The organism is Streptomyces sp. NPDC028305 (genome assembly GCF_055569495.1).
Genome location: NZ_JBVHTN010000004.1, coordinates 725,523 through 743,905, shown reverse-complemented (window position 1 = coordinate 743,905; position 18,383 = coordinate 725,523). Strand labels below are relative to the sequence as shown.

Genomic DNA, 18,383 nt, shown 5'->3' with positions numbered 1-18,383 from the left:
TCCGTACCCTAGCCGGTCCTCGGCGTTCAGTCACCGCCCGAACGCCGGGGGGCAGTTCTCCATACAGCTTGCTTCCAGGCTGCCGATGTCCGCGTCCGTAAGGTGGCTTTGCTCGACTTCCAGCACGCGAACCGGTACACACATCGGCGACCGGTAAAGGAGCCGCTGCCCAGCCATGGAATCCCTTCCGTTTGAGTCGATATACGTCGGCGGTCAATGGATTCAACCGGATACCCGGAAGACCATCGCCGTTGAGAACCCCGCCACGGAAGAGGTCGTGGCCAAGGTACCCGCCTGCGGCCGGGATGATGTCCGGCGTGCGGTGGAATCGGCCCGGGCCGCCTTTCCGGAATGGTCGGCCACCGACGCGGCGACCCGCGCCGAGACGCTCACCTCGCTGCGCGACGCGCTGGTGAAGAACCAAGAGGAATTGTCCGAGCTGATCACCCGGGAAATGGGCTCGCCGATCGCCTTCTCCCGGCGGGTGCAGGTGGGCCTTCCGGTCAAGGCCCTGGAGGGCTACGCCGAGGCACTGGCCGCTGCCACGGCCGAGGAGCGCATCGGCCATTCGCTGGTGGTCAGGGAGGCGGCCGGGGTGGTGGCCGCCGTCACCCCGTGGAACTACCCGCTGCACCAGGCGGTCGCCAAGATCGGCGCCGCGCTCGCCGCCGGATGCACGATGGTGCTGAAGCCGAGCGAACTCGCCCCCCTGTCCGCCTGCTTCCTGGCCACGCTCATCGACGGGCTCGGGCTGCCGGCCGGGACGTTCAACCTGGTCCAGGGCGAGGGCCGGGCCGCGGGCCAGGCCCTGGTCACGGACGAGGGCGCCGATGTGATCTCCTTCACCGGCTCGGTCCGGGTGGGCCGGGAGGTCGGGGCCGCGGCGGGCCAGGCGGTCAAGCGGGCCTGCCTGGAACTGGGGGGCAAGTCCGCCACGCTGGTGCTGGACGGCGCCGACCTGGCCGCCGCCGTACGGGACGGGGTCCGCGGCGCCCTGCTCAACGCGGGCCAGACCTGCTCGGCGCGCACCCGGCTGCTGGTTCCCCGGTCCCGGCTCGAGGACGCCGTGGACGTGGCGCGTTCCGTGGTCGCCCAGTACGTACCGGGCGACCCGACGGACCCGGACTGTGCGCTGGGCCCGCTGATCTCCGCCGCCCAGGCCGACAACGTACGGGAGAGGCTGTACCGCGCGGCGGACCGCGGGGCGCGGCGGGTGGCCGGGCCCGACCCCGGCCAGGTGCCGACGGTGGGCCACTACGTGGCGCCGAGCGTCTGGACGGACCTCGCGCCCAGCGCTCCGCTGGCCCGCGAGGAGATCTTCGGCCCGGTGCTGGTGGTGCTGCCCTTCGAGGACGAGGACGAGGCGGTGTCCCTCGCCAACGGCACGCCTTACGGCCTGGCGGCGACGGTCTGGGCGGGCGACACCGAGCACGCCGCCGCGGTGGGCCGCCGGCTTCGGGCCGGTCAGGTCGATCTGAACGCCGCGAAGTTCAACCCCGCGGCGCCGTTCGGCGGCTATGGGCTCTCCGGCGTGGGGCGCGAGCTCGGGCGCCACGGCATCCAGGAGTTCCAGGAGGTCAAGTCCCTCCAGTTCCCCGCCTGACCCCGCGACCGGCATGCGCCGGACCTCCCGGCCCCATCGGCCCCTCAACCACGGGTGGCATCGTGACTCTCCAATATCCGCCGATCCGCGCGGACTTCCCCGCCGAGATCAGCCCCTTCGTGGACCAGGTGGAGGACAGCACCCGCGCCTTCGTGCGCCGGTTCGGTCTGGTCCCCGACGAGGCGGCCCGGCTCCACCACGAGCGGTCGCTGCTCGGCACCCTGATGTCCCGTGCCTACCCGCACGCGGAGCCGACCGAGCTGGCCCTGGTGACGGACTGGATCAGCTGCATGCTGGTCCTCGACGACCAGTTCGACGAGACCGACCTGGGGCTCGCGCCCGAGCGGCTGCGCCTGGTGTGCGACGCGGTGCTCGGCTGGCTGACCCCCGACGGCAGCGTGGCGAAGGCCCCGTCCGCCGCCACCGCCTCCGAGCACTCCCTCCTCACCGTCTTCCGGCCCGCCTTCGCCGACCTGTGGCGCCGCACCCGCCCGTACACCTCGGACACCTGGCGGATCCGGATGGCCGGGCACATCGCCGCCTTCTTCGAGGTGTGCGTGTGGGAGGCGGAGAACCGCCGCGCGGGGCGCGTCCCGGGCCTGGAGGAGTACATCCGGATGCGCGGCCGGGCCCTGATGCCGTATCTGGACCTCATCGAGGTGACCACGCACGCCGAGGTCCCCCCGGAGATCTACCGGCTCCCGGAGTTCACCGAGCTGAACCAGTCGCTGTCCGACGCCGACCTGTGGACCAACGACCTGTTCTCCTGCGAGAAGGAGGACCTGCTGGGCGACCCGCACAATCTGGTCCTGGTCCACCGGCACGCCCACGGCACCGATCTCCAGACCTCCGCCGACGCGGTCGGGGAGATGATCCAGGGCCGCTTCGACCGCTTCACCGAGCTCAGCCGCGCCTTCCCCGCCGTCCCGCTGGGAGACGGGCTCGACCCGGACCTGACACGGATGCTGCGCCGCCATGTCGCCGGACTGCGCAGCTGGCTGAGCGGCCAGCTCCAGTGGCGCTACGAAACCCTGCGCTTCGACCCCGGCCGGCCCGAGGTGGTCAGCGCCACCGGTTCCACGCCGCTGTAACCCGATTCCTCGACCGCCCTCCCCCCGTGCCCTTCCCCCGTGCCCTTCCCCTGTGCCCTCCCCCTGTGCCCTCTCCTGTGATCGAGGTACGGAATGCGAGCCCGGTACGCCACGCTGAGACGGCTACAGGCCCTTGATCCCAAGTCGGACCACCAGAGAATCCACCGGATATCCTCCGACACCGAATTCCCCTGGGACTACGGCCGGGGCCTGGAAGTGGCCATCTGGCGCACCTGCTGCGTGCCCGGCATCTCCGAGACCCTCGACGGCAGCGGCGAGTTCGCGCTGCGGGCGCAGAAGCGCTACGACGACACCCGCATCCTGCTGGGCGAGATGGTCCGCGGCGGCTACGACTCCGACCGCGGCCGCGAGGCGCTGCGCCAGATCAACCGGGCGCACCGCCACTACGACATCGCCAACGACGACATGCTCTATGTGCTGTCGACGTTCGTCTTCGAGCCGGTCCGCTGGATCGACCGCTGGGCCTGGCGCCCGGTCAGCGAGACCGAGCGGCTGGCCGCGTTCTACTTCTACGTCGAGGTCGGGCGGCGGATGAACATCCAGTCGCTGCCGACCGACTACGCCGAGTTCGAGCGGTTCAACCGGCGTTACGAGCGCGAGCGGTTCCGCCCGGCCGCGTCCAACCACCGGGTCGGCGCCTCGGTGATGAGGCTCTACTCCTCCTGGTATCCGGGGCCGGTGGCCCGCCTGGTGGCCGCCACCCTGCCGTGCCGCCTGGACGCCCACGCCCGCTGGGCACTGGGCATGGCCGTCCCGCCGCTGTGGGCGACGGCCGTCCACGGGACGGCCCTGCGCGCCCACGCGCGGGCCGAGCGGCTCGCCCCGGCCCTGATGGCCCGGCTGATGACCCGGCCCACGGCCAGGACGTACCCCGGCTATCCCAAGGGCTACCGCATCGGTGACATCGGCCCCGGCCACGCGGTCCTCGCCGCGTCGGGCGCCGAGAGCACGGGGGCTGATCACCGATGACCGATGTCGCGCCCGCACCGGAGGCCACCGGCCGTACGGCTGGCCTCCGGGGCACCCCGCTGCGGCCGGTCCGGGTCCCCCTCGGCGGCGGGCGGACGGCCCGTATCTGGCTGAAGCTGGAGGCGCAGCAGCCGTTCGGCTCCATCAAGGCCCGTACCGCCGAGGCGCTGCTCGACCACCTGGAGGCGGCCGGGGCGCTGCGGCCCGGCCGGCGGGTCGTCGAGTCCACCTCCGGCAACCTGGGCATCGCGCTCGCCGGGCTCTGCGCGGCCCGCGGCTACCGGTGCACGCTGATCGTGGAGCCGACCACGCCGGGCAGCAGCATCGACCGGATGACGGCCTACGGGGCTGAGGTGGTGACCGTCGCCGAGGTGCCCGGCGGCAGGACGGTCGACGCCCGGCTGGACGCGGTGCGCCAGATCCTGCGCCGCGACGGCGACGCGGTGTGGACCAATCAGTACGAGAGCCCGGCCAACCCCCGCGTGCACACCACCCGGACCGCGGCCGAGCTGGTACGGGACGCGCCGCGGGGGCGCTTCGACGCGGTCGCCGTCGCGGTCTCCACCGGAGGCACGCTCGCCGGTGTCGCCGAGTACTTCCGGGACCGGCTGCCGGACGCCCGGATCATCGCCGTGGACGCGGTGGGCTCGGCCGCCCTGGGCGGCGCCCCGGCCGACCGCCCGTTCAAGCTGGCCGGGTTCGGCTCCGGGCGGGTCTCCGGGTTCGTACGGCCCTGCCACTTCGACCACCGCGCCCTCCTCAGGGACGAGGACGCGGCCGCGGCCTGCGCCCGGATCCGGCGGCGCACCGGGATCTCGCTCGGCGGCAGCGCGGGCGCCGCGGTGCTGGCCGCGACCGTCCACGCCGCCCGCGACCCGGCCCTGCGCGAGCTGGCCTGCGTCTGCCCCGACAGCGGCGAGAAGTACGCCGAACTCACCGACGGCGGTGACGGCGGCGACGGTGTCCCAGGCGAACCGCCGGGGGCTCCCGCGGAGATCTCGGCGGCGCTGGCGCTGCTGGAGGGCGTCTGCCCGGACGAGGCCCACGATGTCCCACCGGCCGACTAGGAGACTGATGGAACCGACAACGGGGTGGCCCGGCCTGGCCGGGGTCCGGGTGCTCGACCTGTCACGGCTGCTGCCCGGGGGCTTCGCCACGTCGCTGCTGGCCGACCTCGGCGCCGACGTCATCAAGGTCGAGAGCCCCGACCGGGGCGACTACGGACGGCTGGTGGACCCGGACACCTTCGCCGCCCTCAACCGCAACAAGCGCTCGGTGATCCTCGATCCGCGCGAGGACGCCGGCCGCGAGGCGCTGCTGCGCCTGGTGGAGAGCAGCGACGCGGTGGTGGAGAGCCACCGCCCCGGGGTCATGGAGAGCCTGGGGCTCGGCTACGAGCGGCTGCGCGCCGCCAACCCGCGCGTGGTGCTCTGCTCGATCACCGGTTTCGGCCAGACCGGCCCGTACGCCTCGCGGCCCGGACACGACGTCAACTTCCTCGCGCTGTCCGGCTTCTTCGCGGTGCCGCACCGCCCGGAGGGGCCGGTCGACCGGGTGGGGGTGCGCGTCGCGGACATGTCGGGCGCCATGTACGCGGCGCTCTCCACGGTCGTGGCGGTCTTCGGGGCCCGGGCCACCGGTGCGGGCCAGCACCTGGACGTCTCCCTGCACGAGGCGGCCGCCGGCTGGGCGGCTCCGCTGGCCCTGCCGCTGTCGGGCCGTGACGCCGCCGCCGAGAGCCCGCTCGTCACCGGGGACAACGATGTGTTCGTCCTGGCCGACGGGCGTCGGCTCGCCTTCGCCACCTTCGAGGACAAGTTCTGGCGCGCCTTCCGGCTGCGCTTCGCCGGGGAGTTCCCGGCGCTCGCCGACGACTCGTACGACCGCCGGGCCGACCGCACCCGCGCCAAGGGCGAGGTGCGTGCCCTGCTGGCGGAGGTCTTCGCCCAGCGCGACCTCGCCTGGTGGTCGGCGGCCCTGGCCGAGCTGGACGTCCCCTGGGCCCCGGTCTACGAGTCGGCGGCCGAGTTCCTGGCCGACCCGCATGTCGCGGCCCGCGGCCTGGTGGGGACCGTGCCGGCCTCGGCTACCGACGGCCCCCGCAAGCAGGTCCGGTTCCCCGTGCTCTTCGGGGCGGGGCTCGAATCCCTGCGCGGCGCGGCCCCCGCACACGGTGAGCACACCGCCGAAGTCCTCGCCGACACCGTCCCCCCGAGGAGCCCCAGTGCCCCATGACCCCACTGCCACCGAGCGCGGCCACGCCCCCCTGCTCACGGCCTCGTACCGCCCCGCGGACACCGCGGCCCCGCTCTACCGGCACACGGTCGGACAGCTGCTGCGCACCACCGCCGCCCGGCGCCCGGAGGCGATCGCCCTGACCGGCATCCCGGACGACGGGAGCGGGCCGCGCCGCTGGACGTACGCCGAACTGCTCGCGGAGGCGGAGAGCATTGCGGCCGGCATCCGCGAGCGGGTCCCGCTGGGCGGCCGGGTCGCCGTCTGGGCGCCGAGCGTCCCCGAGTGGCCCCTCGTCGAGTACGCCGCGGCGCTCGCCGGAGTCACCCTGGTGACGCTGAACCCCACGCTGCGCGCCGGGGAGCTGACGCACGCGCTGGGCGTCAGCGAGACCGAGATGCTGATCCACGCGGACCGCAGCCGCGCCTACGACATGGCCGCCGTGGTGTCCGGCGCCGCGGCCTCCCTGCCCCGGCTGCGGCACATCGTCTCCCTGTCCGACTGGGAGGAGCTGCGGGGCGGCGCCGCCCTCCCCGCCGAGGACGACATCGCCGCGGCCCGCGTCCCCGCCCAGCTCCAGTTCACCTCGGGCACCACCGGCGCCCCCAAGGCCGTACTGCTGTCCCACCGGTCGGTGCTCAACGTCTCCCGGTTGACCTTCGAGGCGCTCCGGGTCCGCGACACGGCCGAGGTCGTCTCGCCGCTGCCCATGTTCCACACGGCCGGCTGTGTCATCTCCTGTCTGGGGCCGCTGTGGAGCGGCGGCACGTTCACGCTCATGGAGCGCTTCGACCCCAAGGTGCTCCTCGAGGTGCTGCGGCGGACCCCGGGCGCCGTGCTGACCAGCGTCCCGACCGTGCTCGCCGCCCTCAACGAGGCCGCCCGCGGGGCCCCCGACCTTCCCCCGCTGTCCGCCGTCCTCACCGGCGCGGCCCCGGTGCGCGCCCAGCTCATCGCGGAGACCGAGGAGTTGTTCTCGACCACCGTGTTCAACCTGTACGGGCAGACCGAACTCGCCTCCGTGCTCACCCTCACCCGGCCCGACGACCCCCTGGAGCTGAAGACCACCACCGTCGGCCGGCCGCTTCCGCACGTCGAATGCAAGATCGTCCACCCCGGCTCGGGCCGGGTGCAGCCGCTCGGCGTCACGGGCGAGATCTGCGCCCGCGGCTACCAGCAGATGGTCGCCTACTACGGGGACCCCGGGGCGAGTGCCCGCAAGGTGGACGCGGACGGCTGGCTGCACACCGGCGATCTCGGCTCGATGGACGCCACCGGAACGCTGCGGCTCGAGGGCCGGCGCAGCGATCTCATCATCCGGGGCGGCGAGAACATCTCCCCCGTCTCCATCGAGGACGTCCTCACCGCCCTGCCCGGGGTGAAGGAGGCCGTCGTGGTGGGCCTCCCCGACGAGGTCTGGGGACAGGTGGTGGCGGCGGTCCTCCAGACCGAGCCGGGCGCGGCCGTCGACCTGGAGGACGTGGTGGCCCTGTGCGCGGAGCGGCTCTCCCCGTACAAGATCCCCGTCCACTGGTTCACGGCCAGGGACCTCCCGCTGACCGCCTCCGGGAAGATCCAGCGGTTCCGGGTACTGGAACTCGCCGTCGAGGGCGCCTTCCGCCGGCTCGGCGGCGCCGAGGGGGAGGCTCTGTGAAGATCTCCATGCAGCTGCGGTACGAAGGGGGCGCCGCCGATGTCGTGGCCGCCGCCGACCAGGTCGCCGGGCTGGAGCGGGCGGGTCTCGACCTCATCTGGGTGCCCGAGGCGTACGCCTTCGACGCGCCCAGCTTCATGGGATACCTCGCCGCCCGCACCAGTCGGGTGGAGATCGGGGCCGGCATCCTCTCCGTCTTCACCCGCACCCCCGCACTGCTGGCGATGACCGCCGCCGGGGTGGACGCCCTGTCGGGGGGCCGCTGCCACCTGGGCCTCGGCACCTCGGGACCGGGCGTCGTCGAAGGGCTGCACGGCGTCCCGTACGCCGAGCCGCTGGCCCGCACCCGGGAGACCGTCGAGGTGCTGCGCGCCTTCTGGAAACGGGACAGGCCGGTGACGTACGACGGGCGGGTGCTGCGGCTCCCGCTGCCGCCGCCCGACGGCGGGGGCGAGGGCGGCGGCACGGGCCTCGGGGTCCCGATGAGGCTGCTGACGCCGCCCGTCCGGCCCGCCGTGCCGGTCTGGGTGGCGGCGCTGGGCCCGAGGAACGTCCGGCTGACCGCCGAGGTCGCCGACGGCTGGCTGCCGATGTTCTTCGTCCCCGAGCGGTGCGAGGAGATCTGGGGGGCCGAGCTGCGGGCGGGAGCGGCCGCCCGGGACCCCCGGCTGGGGCCGCTGCGCGTCTCCGCCGGTGGTCTGCTGGCCATCGGCCCCCACGCGGCCCGCGAGCGCGACCGCGCCCGCGGGCAGCTCGCGCTGTTCATCGGCGGCATGGGCGCGCCGGGGCACAACTACTACTACGACCTGGTCTGCCGGTACGGCTACGCCGCCGAGGCCGCGGCCGTCGCGCGGCTCTACCGCGCGGGCGACCGCGTGGGAGCGGCGGCGGCCGTCCCCGCCGAGCTGCTGGAGGCCACCACTCTCTGCGGCCCGGAGAGCTACATCAAGGACCGGATCGACGCCTACCGGGCGGCCGGGGTGACGCATCTCCAGGTCCAGCCGGTGCCCGGGGAGGGCAGGACGCCGGCCGCGCAGGTGGCGCGCCTGGCCGAGCTGTGCGCCTGACGACCGGGCTCGGCGCCTGAGCGGGGCCGCGCGGCCGACCCGGGCGCGCCGCCGCGGCCCGCCCCGGCGCACCACGATCAGACGCCGCCGGCCTCCCCGGGGGTGGCCAGGAGCGCCTCGAGTCCGAACTCGCGCGCGGCCGCCATCGCGTCCTGTGCCACCTGAGGCGGAAGGTCCCGGCCGTAGCGGTCCAGGTACTGGGCCAGATACTCCGGATCGTCCTTGAGGAAGGGAAAGTCGGTCGGGACCATGTGGCGCATCGCCAGCAGCGGGACCGGGCTGCGCAACGGACGGAAGCCGGGGTTCCACAGCCCGGGCTTGGCGGGCGGCCCGTCATGGAACTCACCGATCATCAGGCCGTGTGAGACATAGTCGGCCTTCAGCAGGTCCTGAGCCCCGTCGATGATGCCGGACACCTTGTCCGGGGGCAGTTCCGGGAACAGCACCAGGATCGTCGTGTAGTGTGCCGCGGCCCCACTCTCGGCGGCGAGCTCGATGAACCAGTCGCGGTACTCGCGCAGCGACTCGGCGACCTCCGTCACATCGCCCGGCACGCCGGGCTGCACCGCCAGATAGAACAGGCCCTTGTGCATCGAGGTCTTTACAAAGGGACAGACGTGCCCTCGTCTACCTATATCCGGGTGCGGCCGGGAAAGATACGTGGACGCCCAATCTATGACCTCGCGAATCGGCTTCTCATAAGCGACCGAAACCGGGGCGGGCGGCACATCGCGCCCCATATCGCCCAACTCAATCAGCGTTAACCCCGACGCGCCCGCATGACTCAACACGCCCCAATCACCCCCGCGCCAGTAAATTCTCGGCGATCGCGCCAGGCACAAACAATGCGGCGATGGATCCGGGGTCGACATTCATATATGCGGAACCCATCTGCGGCAGGTATTGTCACGGAGTTGCTTCACGCGCGTAACGGGATGCTACAGACACTTTCCAACGGCACACTTGACATGCCCTATACGCGCGATCTGCCTCTTTCCCACCACCACTCCGGCATGTGGAATACAGAGCGAACAAGCGTCGCCTGCCGGACCTCGACCACGGTGCGGAACCAGGCGGCCGCAGCAAGTTCCGCAACGCATCCGGGCGGGCCGCTCGCCTTGCGTTACGGCGTACCGGAAAGGCAATTGCGAAAACGGGGGCAGTCAGTGGCAAACGTACCCAGAGCCATTCCCGGCCACCCCGTCCACCTGGGCGAGGTGGTCAGGGACGCCAGAGACCGGGCTCGGCTGAGCCAACGCGCCGTGGCCGAGAGATCCGGCGTCAGCCTGCGTACTCTTCGTGAGATCGAAAGCGGCCGGGTCCGTATGCCCCGGCTTCGCTCCATAGAGCGTCTGGCGGAAACGTTACAGGATTCCCGGCTGCTCGAGCACGGGGCGACCGGCGCGTCCGGGGACGATATCGCGTACGGACACGACGACCATCTGATATTGCGGGTACTGGGACCGCTCAGCGCCACTCGCGGTCACTCCGTACTCAATGCCGGAACCCCGATGCAGCAGAGCCTCCTGGGTTTGCTGGCCCTTCACGCGAACCGCAGCGTATCGCAGGAGGAAATGGCACACGTCCTGTGGGGAGAGGAGCCACCCAACTCTTTTCACCAGCTCATCCACACCTATGTTTCGCGGTTGCGCGCCCTGCTGACAGCACACCAGGACCCGGAGACCGGGACGCCGTCGATCGTGCGCCGAAACGCGGGTTACGAGCTGCGTATCGAGGCCGAATGCCTTGACCTCCTCCAGTTCAGGGAACTGACCCGGCGGGCCGAATACGCGCGCCTCAGCGGCGACCTCACGCTCGAAGTACAGCTGCTGCGGGACTCCTTGCAAATGTGGTCGGGCCTGGTGCTCGAAGGATTCTCACCGCGCCTGCGGGAACATCCGCTCGCCATGGAATGCGGCCAGCAGCAGATTTCCTCGGCGCTGAGATTCAGCTACCTCGCCGTCACCTCGGGCCACTACGAACAGGCGATCGACCAGCTGCGGCCGATCGTGCGCCACCACCCCCTGCACGAGGGGCTCCACGCCCGGCTGATGATCGCGCTGGCCGGTGCAGGACAGCAGGTGGAGGCCCTGGCCCTGTTCAGCAGGCTCGACCGGGCCCTTCGCAATGACTTCGGCATCGAACCGGGGGCGGAACTCCGCGCCGCGCAGATGGCGGTGCTCCGCGGCGTCGCACCGGTGGAGAACAGCGCGCCCGCGGCGGACCACACGGCCGGGCGGAAGGTGGAACGGCCCTATGAGCTTCCCCCGGACACCCACGATCTCGTCGGGCGCGCCGAACACCACCCGGTGCTGCTCCATCTCACCCAGGGCGGCTCGCACACCGGTCTGTTCGGGCCCTCGCCGGTAGCCGCCATGTACGGACCGCCCGGCGCGGGCAAGTCCGTCCTGGCGGTCCGGGTGGCCAACTCCAGCCGGCTCCACTACGTCGACGGCATCCTCTACGCGGATATCCGGAACGAAACATCCGGGGCCACCCAGACGAGCGCGATCCTGGAACGGTTCCTCCGCGTCCTGGGCACACCGGAGCGCGGCATTCCCAAGGGGCTGACGGAGCGCATCTCCTGCTACCGCAGTCTGCTGGCGGAGCGCCGCGTCCTGGTGGTCGTCGACAACGTCGCCCGGGAGGAGCAGATAGCACCCCTGCTGCCCGGTGGATTCAGCAGCGCACTGCTGTTCAGCAGCCGGACGCCGCTCGTCGGCATTCCCGGAGCCCGCCATTTTCCGCTGTCGCTGTTCACCACCGAGCAGGCCTTCAGGCTGCTGGCCAGGATCGTGGGAGAGGACCGGGCCCACGCCGAACCCGACCGGGTCGCCGAGATCGCCGAGCTGTGCGGCCATCTGCCGCTCGCCATCAGAATCGTCGGCCGGCGGCTGGCCGCACGCCCCCACTGGTCGCTCGCGCGCATGGCGCAGCGGCTCCGGAACGAGGAAGGACGGCTGTCCGAGCTCGCCCACGGCGACCTCGATGTGCGGTCCCGCCTCGACACCCATGTCGCCTCGCTGGAGGAGCCACTCCGACAGACCCTCATGCTGCTCACCGACTGCGCCGGTCCCTTCACCGTCGACACCGCCGCGGACACGCTCGGATGTTCGCCCGCGGCCGCCGAAGACCTGATCGACTCCCTTGTCGATCACCAGCTGCTGACCGGCCCCGATGCCACGGGACGCTATGAGCTGCCCGTGCTGACCCGCCTGCACGCCCGGACGCGGGCCTAGGACGGCCCCTTCACCGCCGGATGAGCCGCCGGATGAGCCCCGCTCATCCGGCGGTGAAGGAGACCGGGAGACTGCTGATCCCGTCCAGAAAGTTCGAGTGGACCCGCCGCGGTTCCGAGGTGACGGCCAGGTCCACGACCCGGGACCGCAACGCGTCGAGCACGGCGGCCACCTCCGCACGGCCCAGATAGGCCCCGATACAGAAGTGCGGCCCGTAGCCGAAGGTGAGGTGCCGGTTGGGCGTGCGGGCCAGCAGGAAACGATCGGGGTCCGCGAACACCCGCTCATCCCGGTTCGCCGAGGAGTTCCACAGGGTCACGATCTCGCCCGGGCGGACGGTGTGGGACCCGATGGTGACCTCCTCCACAGCGGTGCGGCCGAAGTGCATGGCCGGAGTGGTCCAGCGCAGGACCTCCTCCGCGGCGGTGTCCACACCCACCTCCCCGCTCCTCAGCAGCGCCCATTGGGCCGGGTGCTCCGCCAGCGCCGGAATCGCTCCGATCATGCTCATCCGGCTGGTTTCGTCGCCGCCGATGATGAGGCTGTAACAGTTGAAGACGATCTCTTCGTCGGAGAGCTTCCCCTCGTCTTCCCGCCCGTTCGCAAGGCCGCTGATGATGCCCTCGCGAGGGTTCTTCCGAACCCCGTCGAGCAGATCCAGGAAATAGAGCAGAATCTCGTTCCTGGCCCATACGGCGGAGGACTCCGAGGCGTTCTCGTGATCCGAACTCAGCGCGGATTTCGTCAGCTTCAGAAGAAGATCCTGGTCGCTCTCCGGAATACCCAGCAGATAGCAGATCGTCCCCATGGGGATCTTCTCCGCCACATCCCTGGCGAAGTCGCATCCTCCCTGCTCGACAGCGCCCCCGAGCAGCCGCCGCGCCATCTCGCGGACACGCTGCTCGACGGATTCGAGAAAACGCGGCGAAAAGACCCTCAGCATGACGTTGCGCAAGCGCTTGTGCCGTGCGCCGTCCGTGACCGCGAGCATCTTCCCGGCCGCCGAATCCCCGCCCGCCAGCAGCGTCGTCAGCACATTTCCGCGCTCCGAGGTGAATCTCCGGTTGTCCCGGTAGACCTCCATGATGTCCGCGTGCCGGGTCAGCACCCAGAATCCCGGCCGACCGCTCCCCGGCGGATGCCAGAACACCGGCCGCTCCGCCCGGAGCCGCCGCCACATCTCGTTCCGGTCATAGCGCTGGAACGTTCTGGGATCGGTGAGGTCCAGCGTTGTGCAGTCGTCGGGGAGTTCCTCGACCACGTTCATCGGTTTCCCCCGCCTCCCGACCGGACCGACCCACCAGGCACCTGAGATCGGGCAACGCTAGCAACCCGAACCGGCCCGCCTCTCCACGCGATCTATACGCGCAGCTCCGGATACGGCGGAAACCTCCCGGCCAGCTCGGCCACCTCGCGCCGCACCGCCCCCTCGCCCCGCAGCGCCGCCATCAGCAAGGTGGCGATGAGCGCCATCTCGTCCGGCCCCATTCCCTGCGTGGTCACCGCAGCGGTGCCCAGCCGGACGCCCTTGACGCAGCCGCCCGGCTCGGTCGCGGACGCCAGGGCGCAGCTGTCCAGCACGAGGCCCGCCGCGGCGCAACGGCCCCGGGCGGCGGGGCCGTCCAGGTCCAGCGGGGCGGGGTCGAAGGTGATCAGATGGGTGTCGGTGCCGCCGGTGGTCACCGGGAGCCCCTCCGCCATCAGGGCGTCGGCGAGTGCGTGGGCGTTGCCGACGACCCGGTGCGCGTACGAGGTGAACGCGGGCTGCGCGGCCTCGCCGAACGCCACGGCCTTGGCGGCGACGCTGTTCATCTGGGCGCCGCCCTGCGTGAAGGGGAAGACCGCGCGGTCGATCCGCTCGGCGAGGTCCGCGCCGCACAGCACCATCCCGCCACGGGGCCCGCGCAGCACCTTGTGCGTGGTGGCGCACACCACGTCGGCGTACGGCACCGGGTTGGGCGCCACCTTCCCGGCCACCAGGCCGATGGGGTGGGCGGCGTCCGCGATGAGGTAGGCGCCGATCTCGTCGGCGATCTCCCGGAAGGCGGCGTAGTCCAGATGGCGGGGGTAGGTGATCGAGCCGCAGACGATCGCCTTGGGGCGGTGGGCCCGCGCCAGGTCGCGCAGTTGGTCGTAGTCGATGAGGCCGGTGTGCGGGTCCACGCCGTAGCCGATGAAGTCGAACCAGCGGCCGGAGAAGTTGGCCGGGGAGCCATGGGTGAGATGTCCGCCGTGCGCCAGCGCCATGGCCATCACCGTGTCGCCGGGCCGCAGCAGCGCGGCGTACGCGGCGAGCACCGCCGAGGAGCCCGAGTGGGGCTGCACATTGGCGTGCTCCGCGCCGAACAGGGCCCGCGCCCGGTCCATGGCGATCCGCTCGGCGACGTCGACCAGCTCGCACCCGCCGTGGAAGCGGGCGCCCGGGTAGCCCTCGGCGTACTTGTTGGCCAGCGGCGAGGCCAGGGCGGCCAGCACGGCCCGGGAGGTGAAGTTCTCCGCCGCGATCAGCTGGAGTCCGGAGCTGACGCGGTCCAGCTCGCCCAGGACCACCCCGGCGATATCGGGGTCCTGCCGGCGCAGCGCGTCGAAGTCGGGCTGCCATGGGGCACCGGTCATACGGACCGCCCCGGCATCGCTGCCGGGCGGCCCGGCCGGGGTGCCGCGGGGCGGCGCGGGGGTAGCGGCCATCGGCTCACCGCCTCGGGTAGAACAGGCGCACGTGGGAGCAGTGGTGCGCAGGGGTGCGTCCTCCCAATGTAGGCCCGGGCCCGGCCTGGGGCTACGCGGGAGCGGGCACCCCCGTCAGGGCCGTCACCACCGGGTCCAGGGCCTCGTGGATCTCTTCGCCGATGCTGCGGAAGAAGGTGATCGGCGCCCCGTACGGGTCGTGCACCTCGTCCGCCTCCTCGGTCGGCGCCAGCAGCCAGCCGCGCAGCGCGGCGGCCGCCTGGACCAGGGCGCGGGCGCGGTCCACCACACCGCCCGCCTCCTCCGGATCGGGCAGCGTCGCGGGGTCTATGGCCCGCACCAGCCGGGTGAACTCCTTGAGCGTGAAGGTGCGCAGCCCCGCCGAGTGCCCCATGGAGATGACCTGGGCGCGGTGGTCACGGGTCGCGGTGAGGACGAGGTCGGCGCGGATGACGTGCTCGTCGAGCAGCTCGCGGCCGAGGAAACCGCCCGGGTCGGCGCCGAAGTCGGTCAGGACGGTGGCGGCGTGCGCCTCCATGGGCGCGCCCTCGTGGCCCCAGGTCCCGGCGCTCTCCACGATCAGCCCGCTGGTGCGCTCGCTGCCCAGGCGGTCCGCGAGGGCATGCCGGGTCAGCCGCTCGGTGATCGGCGAGCGGCAGACGTTGCCGGTGCTGACGTGGAGGATGCGGAAGGTGTGGTCGGCGCTGTGGTGACGGTGTTCCGCTATGCCACGCCCCTCAGGGGCTGTCAATTGGCCACCTCGAGGTCGGGTACGACCTCCCGGAGCTGCTCGGCGGTGAGGGCGCCCGCGCGCAGCAGCACCGGTACCTTGCCGGTCACATCGACGATGGAGGACGGGACGGCGGCGGGGGTGGGCCCGCCGTCGAGGTAGACCGAGACCGAGTCGCCGAGCATCTCCTGGGCCGCGTCGCAGTCCTGGGGCGAGGGGTGACCCGTGAGGTTGGCGCTGGAGACGGCCATCGGGCCGAAGTCGTTCAGCAGCTCGATCGCGACCGGGTGCAACGGCATCCGGACCGCGACGGTGCCGCGGGTCTCCCCCAGGTCCCAGGTGAGCGACGGCTGGTGCCGGGCGACCAGGGTGAGCGCGCCCGGCCAGAAGGCGTCCACGAGCTCCCACGCCTGCTCGGACAGGTCGGTGACCAGGCCGTGCAGGGTGTTCGGGGAGCCGACGAGGACGGGCGTGGGCATGTTGCGGCCGCGGCCCTTGGCCTCCAGCAGATCGCCGACGGCCTCGGCGTTGAAGGCGTCCGCACCGATCCCGTACACGGTGTCGGTGGGCAGCACGACCAGCTCGCCGCGGCGGACGGCGGACGCGGCCTCACGCAGGCCGGTCTTGCGGTCGGTCGGGTCGCCGCAGTCGTATCGCCGTGCCATCATTTCTCCTTCGCTGGGTATCCGGCAGTGCGGAACATCACCGGATCGCTACTTTCCGTCCGCTCGGATCACGGCATGGCCTTCCGCGCGGTGGCGAAGCGGGGCCGCTTGTTCAGGTCGGGGTGGTCGGCGGCGTCCGCCCAGCCACGCTCCTCCGTGAAGATCCACGGCACCTGGCCGCCCTGGGTGTCGGCGTGCTCGATGACCACGACCCCGCCGGGGCGCAGCAGCCGGTGGGCGGTGCGCTCCAGCCCGCGGATCACATCGAGGCCGTCCTCGCCGGAGAACAGCGCCACCTGGGGGTCGTGGTCGCGGGCCTCGGGGGCGACATACTCCCACTCGGTCAGCGGGATGTACGGCGGGTTGCTGATCACCAGGTCCACCTGTCCGTCGAGCTCGGGCAGGGCCCTCAGCGCGTCTCCGTGGTGGAGAACGACGCGGGACCCCTCGACGTTCTTGCGGGCCCACGTCAGGGCGGACTCGTCCAGCTCCACGGCGTGCACCCGCGACCGCGGCACCTCCTGGGCCAGCGCCAGGGCGATGGCGCCGGAACCGGTGCACAGGTCCACGATCAGCGGCTCGACGACGTCCATGGCGCGTACCGCGTCTATGGCCCAGCCGACGACCGACTCGGTCTCGGGGCGGGGCACGAAGACGCCGGGGCCCACCTGGAGCTCCAGATAGCGGAAGAAGGCGCGGCCGGTGATGTGCTGAAGGGGTTCCCGGGCCTCGCGGCGGGCGACGGCCTCCCAGTAGCGGGCGTCGAAGTCGGCGTCGGCGACGCTGTGCAGCTCACCCCGCTTGACGCCGTGCACAAAGGCGGCCAGTTCCTCGGCGTCGAAACGCGGAGACGGCACGCCGGCGTCGGCCAGCCGCTGAGTGGCCTGCGCCACCTCGGCGAGCAGCACATTCACTGAATTCCTCCAGCCGGTCCGGACAAAGGCTAAGGCTAAGGGTGTGGCCCTACTGCGCGGCCGCGAGCTTGGCGGCGGCGTCGGCGTCGACACACGCCTGGATGACCGGATCGAGTTCGCCGTCGAGCACCTGGTCCAAGTTGTACGCCTTGAAGCCGACCCGGTGGTCCGAGATCCGGTTTTCCGGAAAGTTGTAGGTGCGGATGCGCTCGGACCGGTCCACCGTGCGGACCTGGCTGCGCCGCGCGTCCGACGCCTCCCGCTCGGCCTCCTCCTGGGCCGCGGCCAGCAGCCGCGAGCGCAGGATCCGCAGCGCCTGCTCCTTGTTCTGGAGCTGGCTCTTCTCGTTCTGGCAGGAGACCACGATGCCGGTGGGCAGGTGGGTGATGCGCACCGCGGAGTCGGTGGTGTTGACCGACTGGCCGCCGGGGCCCGAGGACCGGTAGACGTCGATCCGCAGGTCGTTCTGGATGATCTCGACCTCGACCTCCTCGGCCTCCGGGGTGACCAGCACTCCGGCGGCTGAGGTGTGGATACGGCCCTGCGACTCGGTGGCCGGCACCCGCTGCACGCGGTGCACGCCGCCCTCGTACTTCAGCCGGGCCCACACGCCCTGGCCGGGCTCCGGGTTGCCCTTGGCCTTCACCGCGACCTGGACGTCCTTGTAGCCGCCGAGGTCGGACTCGTTGGCGTCGAGGATCTCGGTCTTCCAGCCGACGCGCTCGGCGTAGCGCAGATACATCCGCAGCAGGTCGCCCGCGAACAGCGCCGACTCCTCGCCGCCCTCGCCGGCCTTGACCTCGAGGATCACGTCCTTGTCGTCGCTGGGGTCGCGCGGGACCAGCAGCAGCCGCAGCCGCTCGGTCAGCTCCTCGCGCCGGCCCTCCAGCTCCTTGACCTCGTCGGCGAAGTCGGGGTCGTCGTGGGCCAGCTCCCGCGCCGTCTCGATGTCCTCGCCGGTCTGCTTCCAGGAGCGGTACGTGCCGACGATGGGGGTCAGCTCGGCATAGCGCTTGCCCAGCCGCATCGCCTCGCGCTGGTCGGCGTGGACCGCGGGGTCGGCGAGCCGCTTCTCGAGGTCGGCGTGTTCGCCGATCAGTTCCTCGACCGCCTCGAACATCAAGGGCTCCTGGTTGCGTGGAATGGGCTGCGTGGGGGGCTGTGTGCAGAGAGTGAAGGACCGTAACGGCGACAACGACAAGCCGTGACGACAAAACGCCGGTCCGGCCGCCCCAGGGAAGGGGCGGCCGAAGACCGGCGCCGTGCGGGTCGCTACTTCTTCGCGGACCCGGCGTTCTTGCCGAAGCGGGCCTCGAACCGCGCCACACGGCCACCGGTGTCGAGGATCTTCTGCTTGCCCGTGTAGAAGGGGTGGCACTCGGAGCAGATGTCGGAACGGATGGTGCCGCCCGCCACGGTGCTACGGGTCGTGAACGAGGCGCCACAGGTGCAGCTGACCTGCGTCTCGACGTACTCCGGGTGAATGTCGCGCTTCAAGGGATTCTCC

Annotated in this window: 16 protein-coding genes; 8 read left to right on the top strand and 8 right to left on the bottom strand. The window is 71.8% G+C overall.

All coding sequences use genetic code 11. The features are described 5' to 3' along the window. The first annotated feature begins 175 nt into the window (after positions 1-175). The 7 genes from ACZ4WQ_RS19655 (at position 176) to ACZ4WQ_RS19625 (ending at position 8,640) form a co-directional block, all read left to right on the top strand. The gene (locus tag ACZ4WQ_RS19655) at positions 176-1,603 is read left to right on the top strand and encodes an aldehyde dehydrogenase family protein (protein WP_398371492.1); all 1,428 of its coding nucleotides are present in this window, start codon (positions 176-178) and stop codon (positions 1,601-1,603) included. A gap of 62 nt (positions 1,604-1,665) precedes the next feature. Continuing rightward, positions 1,666-2,694, top strand: coding sequence for a terpene synthase family protein (locus tag ACZ4WQ_RS19650; RefSeq protein ID WP_358843148.1), 1,029 nt, complete (start codon positions 1,666-1,668; stop codon positions 2,692-2,694). A 93-nt stretch (positions 2,695-2,787) separates the two neighbouring features. Further along, positions 2,788-3,684 carry an oxygenase MpaB family protein gene (locus ACZ4WQ_RS19645; protein ID WP_311727872.1) on the top strand — a complete coding sequence of 299 codons (897 nt, stop codon included), beginning with the start codon at positions 2,788-2,790 and terminating at the stop codon, positions 3,682-3,684. Further along, on the top strand, positions 3,681-4,751 hold the full coding sequence (locus ACZ4WQ_RS19640; protein ID WP_311727871.1) for a PLP-dependent cysteine synthase family protein: 1,071 nt from the start codon (positions 3,681-3,683) through the stop codon (positions 4,749-4,751). Before ACZ4WQ_RS19645 ends, ACZ4WQ_RS19640 begins: the two co-directional genes overlap by 4 nt. 7 nt (positions 4,752-4,758) lie before the next feature. Further along, the gene (locus ACZ4WQ_RS19635; protein WP_398371489.1) at positions 4,759-5,919 is read left to right on the top strand and encodes a CaiB/BaiF CoA transferase family protein; all 1,161 of its coding nucleotides are present in this window, start codon (positions 4,759-4,761) and stop codon (positions 5,917-5,919) included. Beyond that, on the top strand, positions 5,909-7,573 hold the full coding sequence (locus ACZ4WQ_RS19630; RefSeq protein WP_398371487.1) for a class I adenylate-forming enzyme family protein: 1,665 nt from the start codon (positions 5,909-5,911) through the stop codon (positions 7,571-7,573). The genes ACZ4WQ_RS19635 and ACZ4WQ_RS19630 overlap by 11 nt, the downstream gene beginning before the upstream one ends. Further along, positions 7,570-8,640, top strand: coding sequence for an LLM class F420-dependent oxidoreductase (locus ACZ4WQ_RS19625; protein WP_311727868.1), 1,071 nt, complete (start codon positions 7,570-7,572; stop codon positions 8,638-8,640). Before ACZ4WQ_RS19630 ends, ACZ4WQ_RS19625 begins: the two co-directional genes overlap by 4 nt. Positions 8,641-8,717: 77 nt before the next feature. Here the strand turns inward: ACZ4WQ_RS19625 and ACZ4WQ_RS19620 are convergent, their stop codons facing one another. Continuing rightward, entirely contained in the window at positions 8,718-9,380 is a 663-nt protein-coding gene (locus tag ACZ4WQ_RS19620) for a DUF6875 domain-containing protein (protein ID WP_394816831.1), read from the bottom strand. Positions 9,381-9,419: 39 nt separating this feature from the next. Between ACZ4WQ_RS19620 and ACZ4WQ_RS19615 the strand changes: the two genes are divergently transcribed. Beyond that, on the top strand, positions 9,420-11,879 hold the full coding sequence (locus ACZ4WQ_RS19615; protein WP_398371485.1) for a BTAD domain-containing putative transcriptional regulator: 2,460 nt from the start codon (positions 9,420-9,422) through the stop codon (positions 11,877-11,879). Between the two features lie 43 nt (positions 11,880-11,922). On the opposite strand, the gene ACZ4WQ_RS19610 is transcribed toward ACZ4WQ_RS19615, so the two are convergent. The 7 genes from ACZ4WQ_RS19610 to rpmE all read right to left on the bottom strand — a co-directional run bounded on the left by ACZ4WQ_RS19610 (position 11,923) and on the right by rpmE (position 18,373). Beyond that, positions 11,923-13,146 (bottom strand): cytochrome P450, encoded by a 1,224-nt coding sequence (locus tag ACZ4WQ_RS19610; RefSeq protein ID WP_311727864.1) that lies wholly within the window; start codon positions 13,144-13,146, stop codon positions 11,923-11,925. A 92-nt stretch (positions 13,147-13,238) separates the two neighbouring features. Beyond that, a complete protein-coding gene (locus ACZ4WQ_RS19605) occupies positions 13,239-14,567 on the bottom strand; it encodes a serine hydroxymethyltransferase (RefSeq protein WP_385339130.1) in 1,329 nt (442 codons plus the stop codon). Between the two features lie 91 nt (positions 14,568-14,658). Then, positions 14,659-15,318 (bottom strand): arsenate reductase/protein-tyrosine-phosphatase family protein, encoded by a 660-nt coding sequence (locus ACZ4WQ_RS19600; RefSeq protein ID WP_385339133.1) that lies wholly within the window; start codon positions 15,316-15,318, stop codon positions 14,659-14,661. Next, positions 15,315-15,962 (bottom strand): L-threonylcarbamoyladenylate synthase, encoded by a 648-nt coding sequence (locus ACZ4WQ_RS19595; protein ID WP_311727989.1) that lies wholly within the window; start codon positions 15,960-15,962, stop codon positions 15,315-15,317. Before ACZ4WQ_RS19595 ends, ACZ4WQ_RS19600 begins: the two co-directional genes overlap by 4 nt. Positions 15,963-16,030: 68 nt before the next feature. After that, on the bottom strand, positions 16,031-16,876 hold the full coding sequence (gene prmC, locus ACZ4WQ_RS19590) for a peptide chain release factor N(5)-glutamine methyltransferase (protein ID WP_311727862.1): 846 nt from the start codon (positions 16,874-16,876) through the stop codon (positions 16,031-16,033). A 49-nt stretch (positions 16,877-16,925) separates the two neighbouring features. Beyond that, complete coding sequence (prfA, locus tag ACZ4WQ_RS19585) at positions 16,926-17,996, bottom strand: peptide chain release factor 1 (protein ID WP_311727861.1); 1,071 nt, start codon at positions 17,994-17,996, stop codon at positions 16,926-16,928. Between the two features lie 152 nt (positions 17,997-18,148). Further along, a complete protein-coding gene (gene rpmE / locus ACZ4WQ_RS19580) occupies positions 18,149-18,373 on the bottom strand; it encodes a 50S ribosomal protein L31 (RefSeq protein ID WP_311727860.1) in 225 nt (74 codons plus the stop codon). Between the last annotated feature and the right edge of the window lie 10 nt (positions 18,374-18,383).

Excerpts from the sequence above, each read along its gene's own strand:
- ACZ4WQ_RS19655 (WP_398371492.1), top strand. The coding sequence starts at position 176 with ATGGAATCCCTTCCGTTTGAGTCGATATACGTCGGCGGTCAATGGATT.
- ACZ4WQ_RS19645 (WP_311727872.1), top strand. The coding sequence starts at position 2,788 with ATGCGAGCCCGGTACGCCACGCTGAGACGGCTACAGGCCCTTGATCCC.
- ACZ4WQ_RS19640 (WP_311727871.1), top strand. The coding sequence starts at position 3,681 with ATGACCGATGTCGCGCCCGCACCGGAGGCCACCGGCCGTACGGCTGGC.
- ACZ4WQ_RS19635 (WP_398371489.1), top strand. The coding sequence starts at position 4,759 with ATGGAACCGACAACGGGGTGGCCCGGCCTGGCCGGGGTCCGGGTGCTC.
- ACZ4WQ_RS19620 (WP_394816831.1), bottom strand. The coding sequence starts at position 9,380 with ATGGGGCGCGATGTGCCGCCCGCCCCGGTTTCGGTCGCTTATGAGAAG.
- ACZ4WQ_RS19615 (WP_398371485.1), top strand. The coding sequence starts at position 9,420 with ATGACTCAACACGCCCCAATCACCCCCGCGCCAGTAAATTCTCGGCGA.
- ACZ4WQ_RS19610 (WP_311727864.1), bottom strand. The coding sequence starts at position 13,146 with ATGAACGTGGTCGAGGAACTCCCCGACGACTGCACAACGCTGGACCTC.
- ACZ4WQ_RS19605 (WP_385339130.1), bottom strand. The coding sequence starts at position 14,567 with ATGGCCGCTACCCCCGCGCCGCCCCGCGGCACCCCGGCCGGGCCGCCC.
- ACZ4WQ_RS19595 (WP_311727989.1), bottom strand. The coding sequence starts at position 15,962 with ATGGCACGGCGATACGACTGCGGCGACCCGACCGACCGCAAGACCGGC.
- prfA (WP_311727861.1), bottom strand. The coding sequence starts at position 17,996 with ATGTTCGAGGCGGTCGAGGAACTGATCGGCGAACACGCCGACCTCGAG.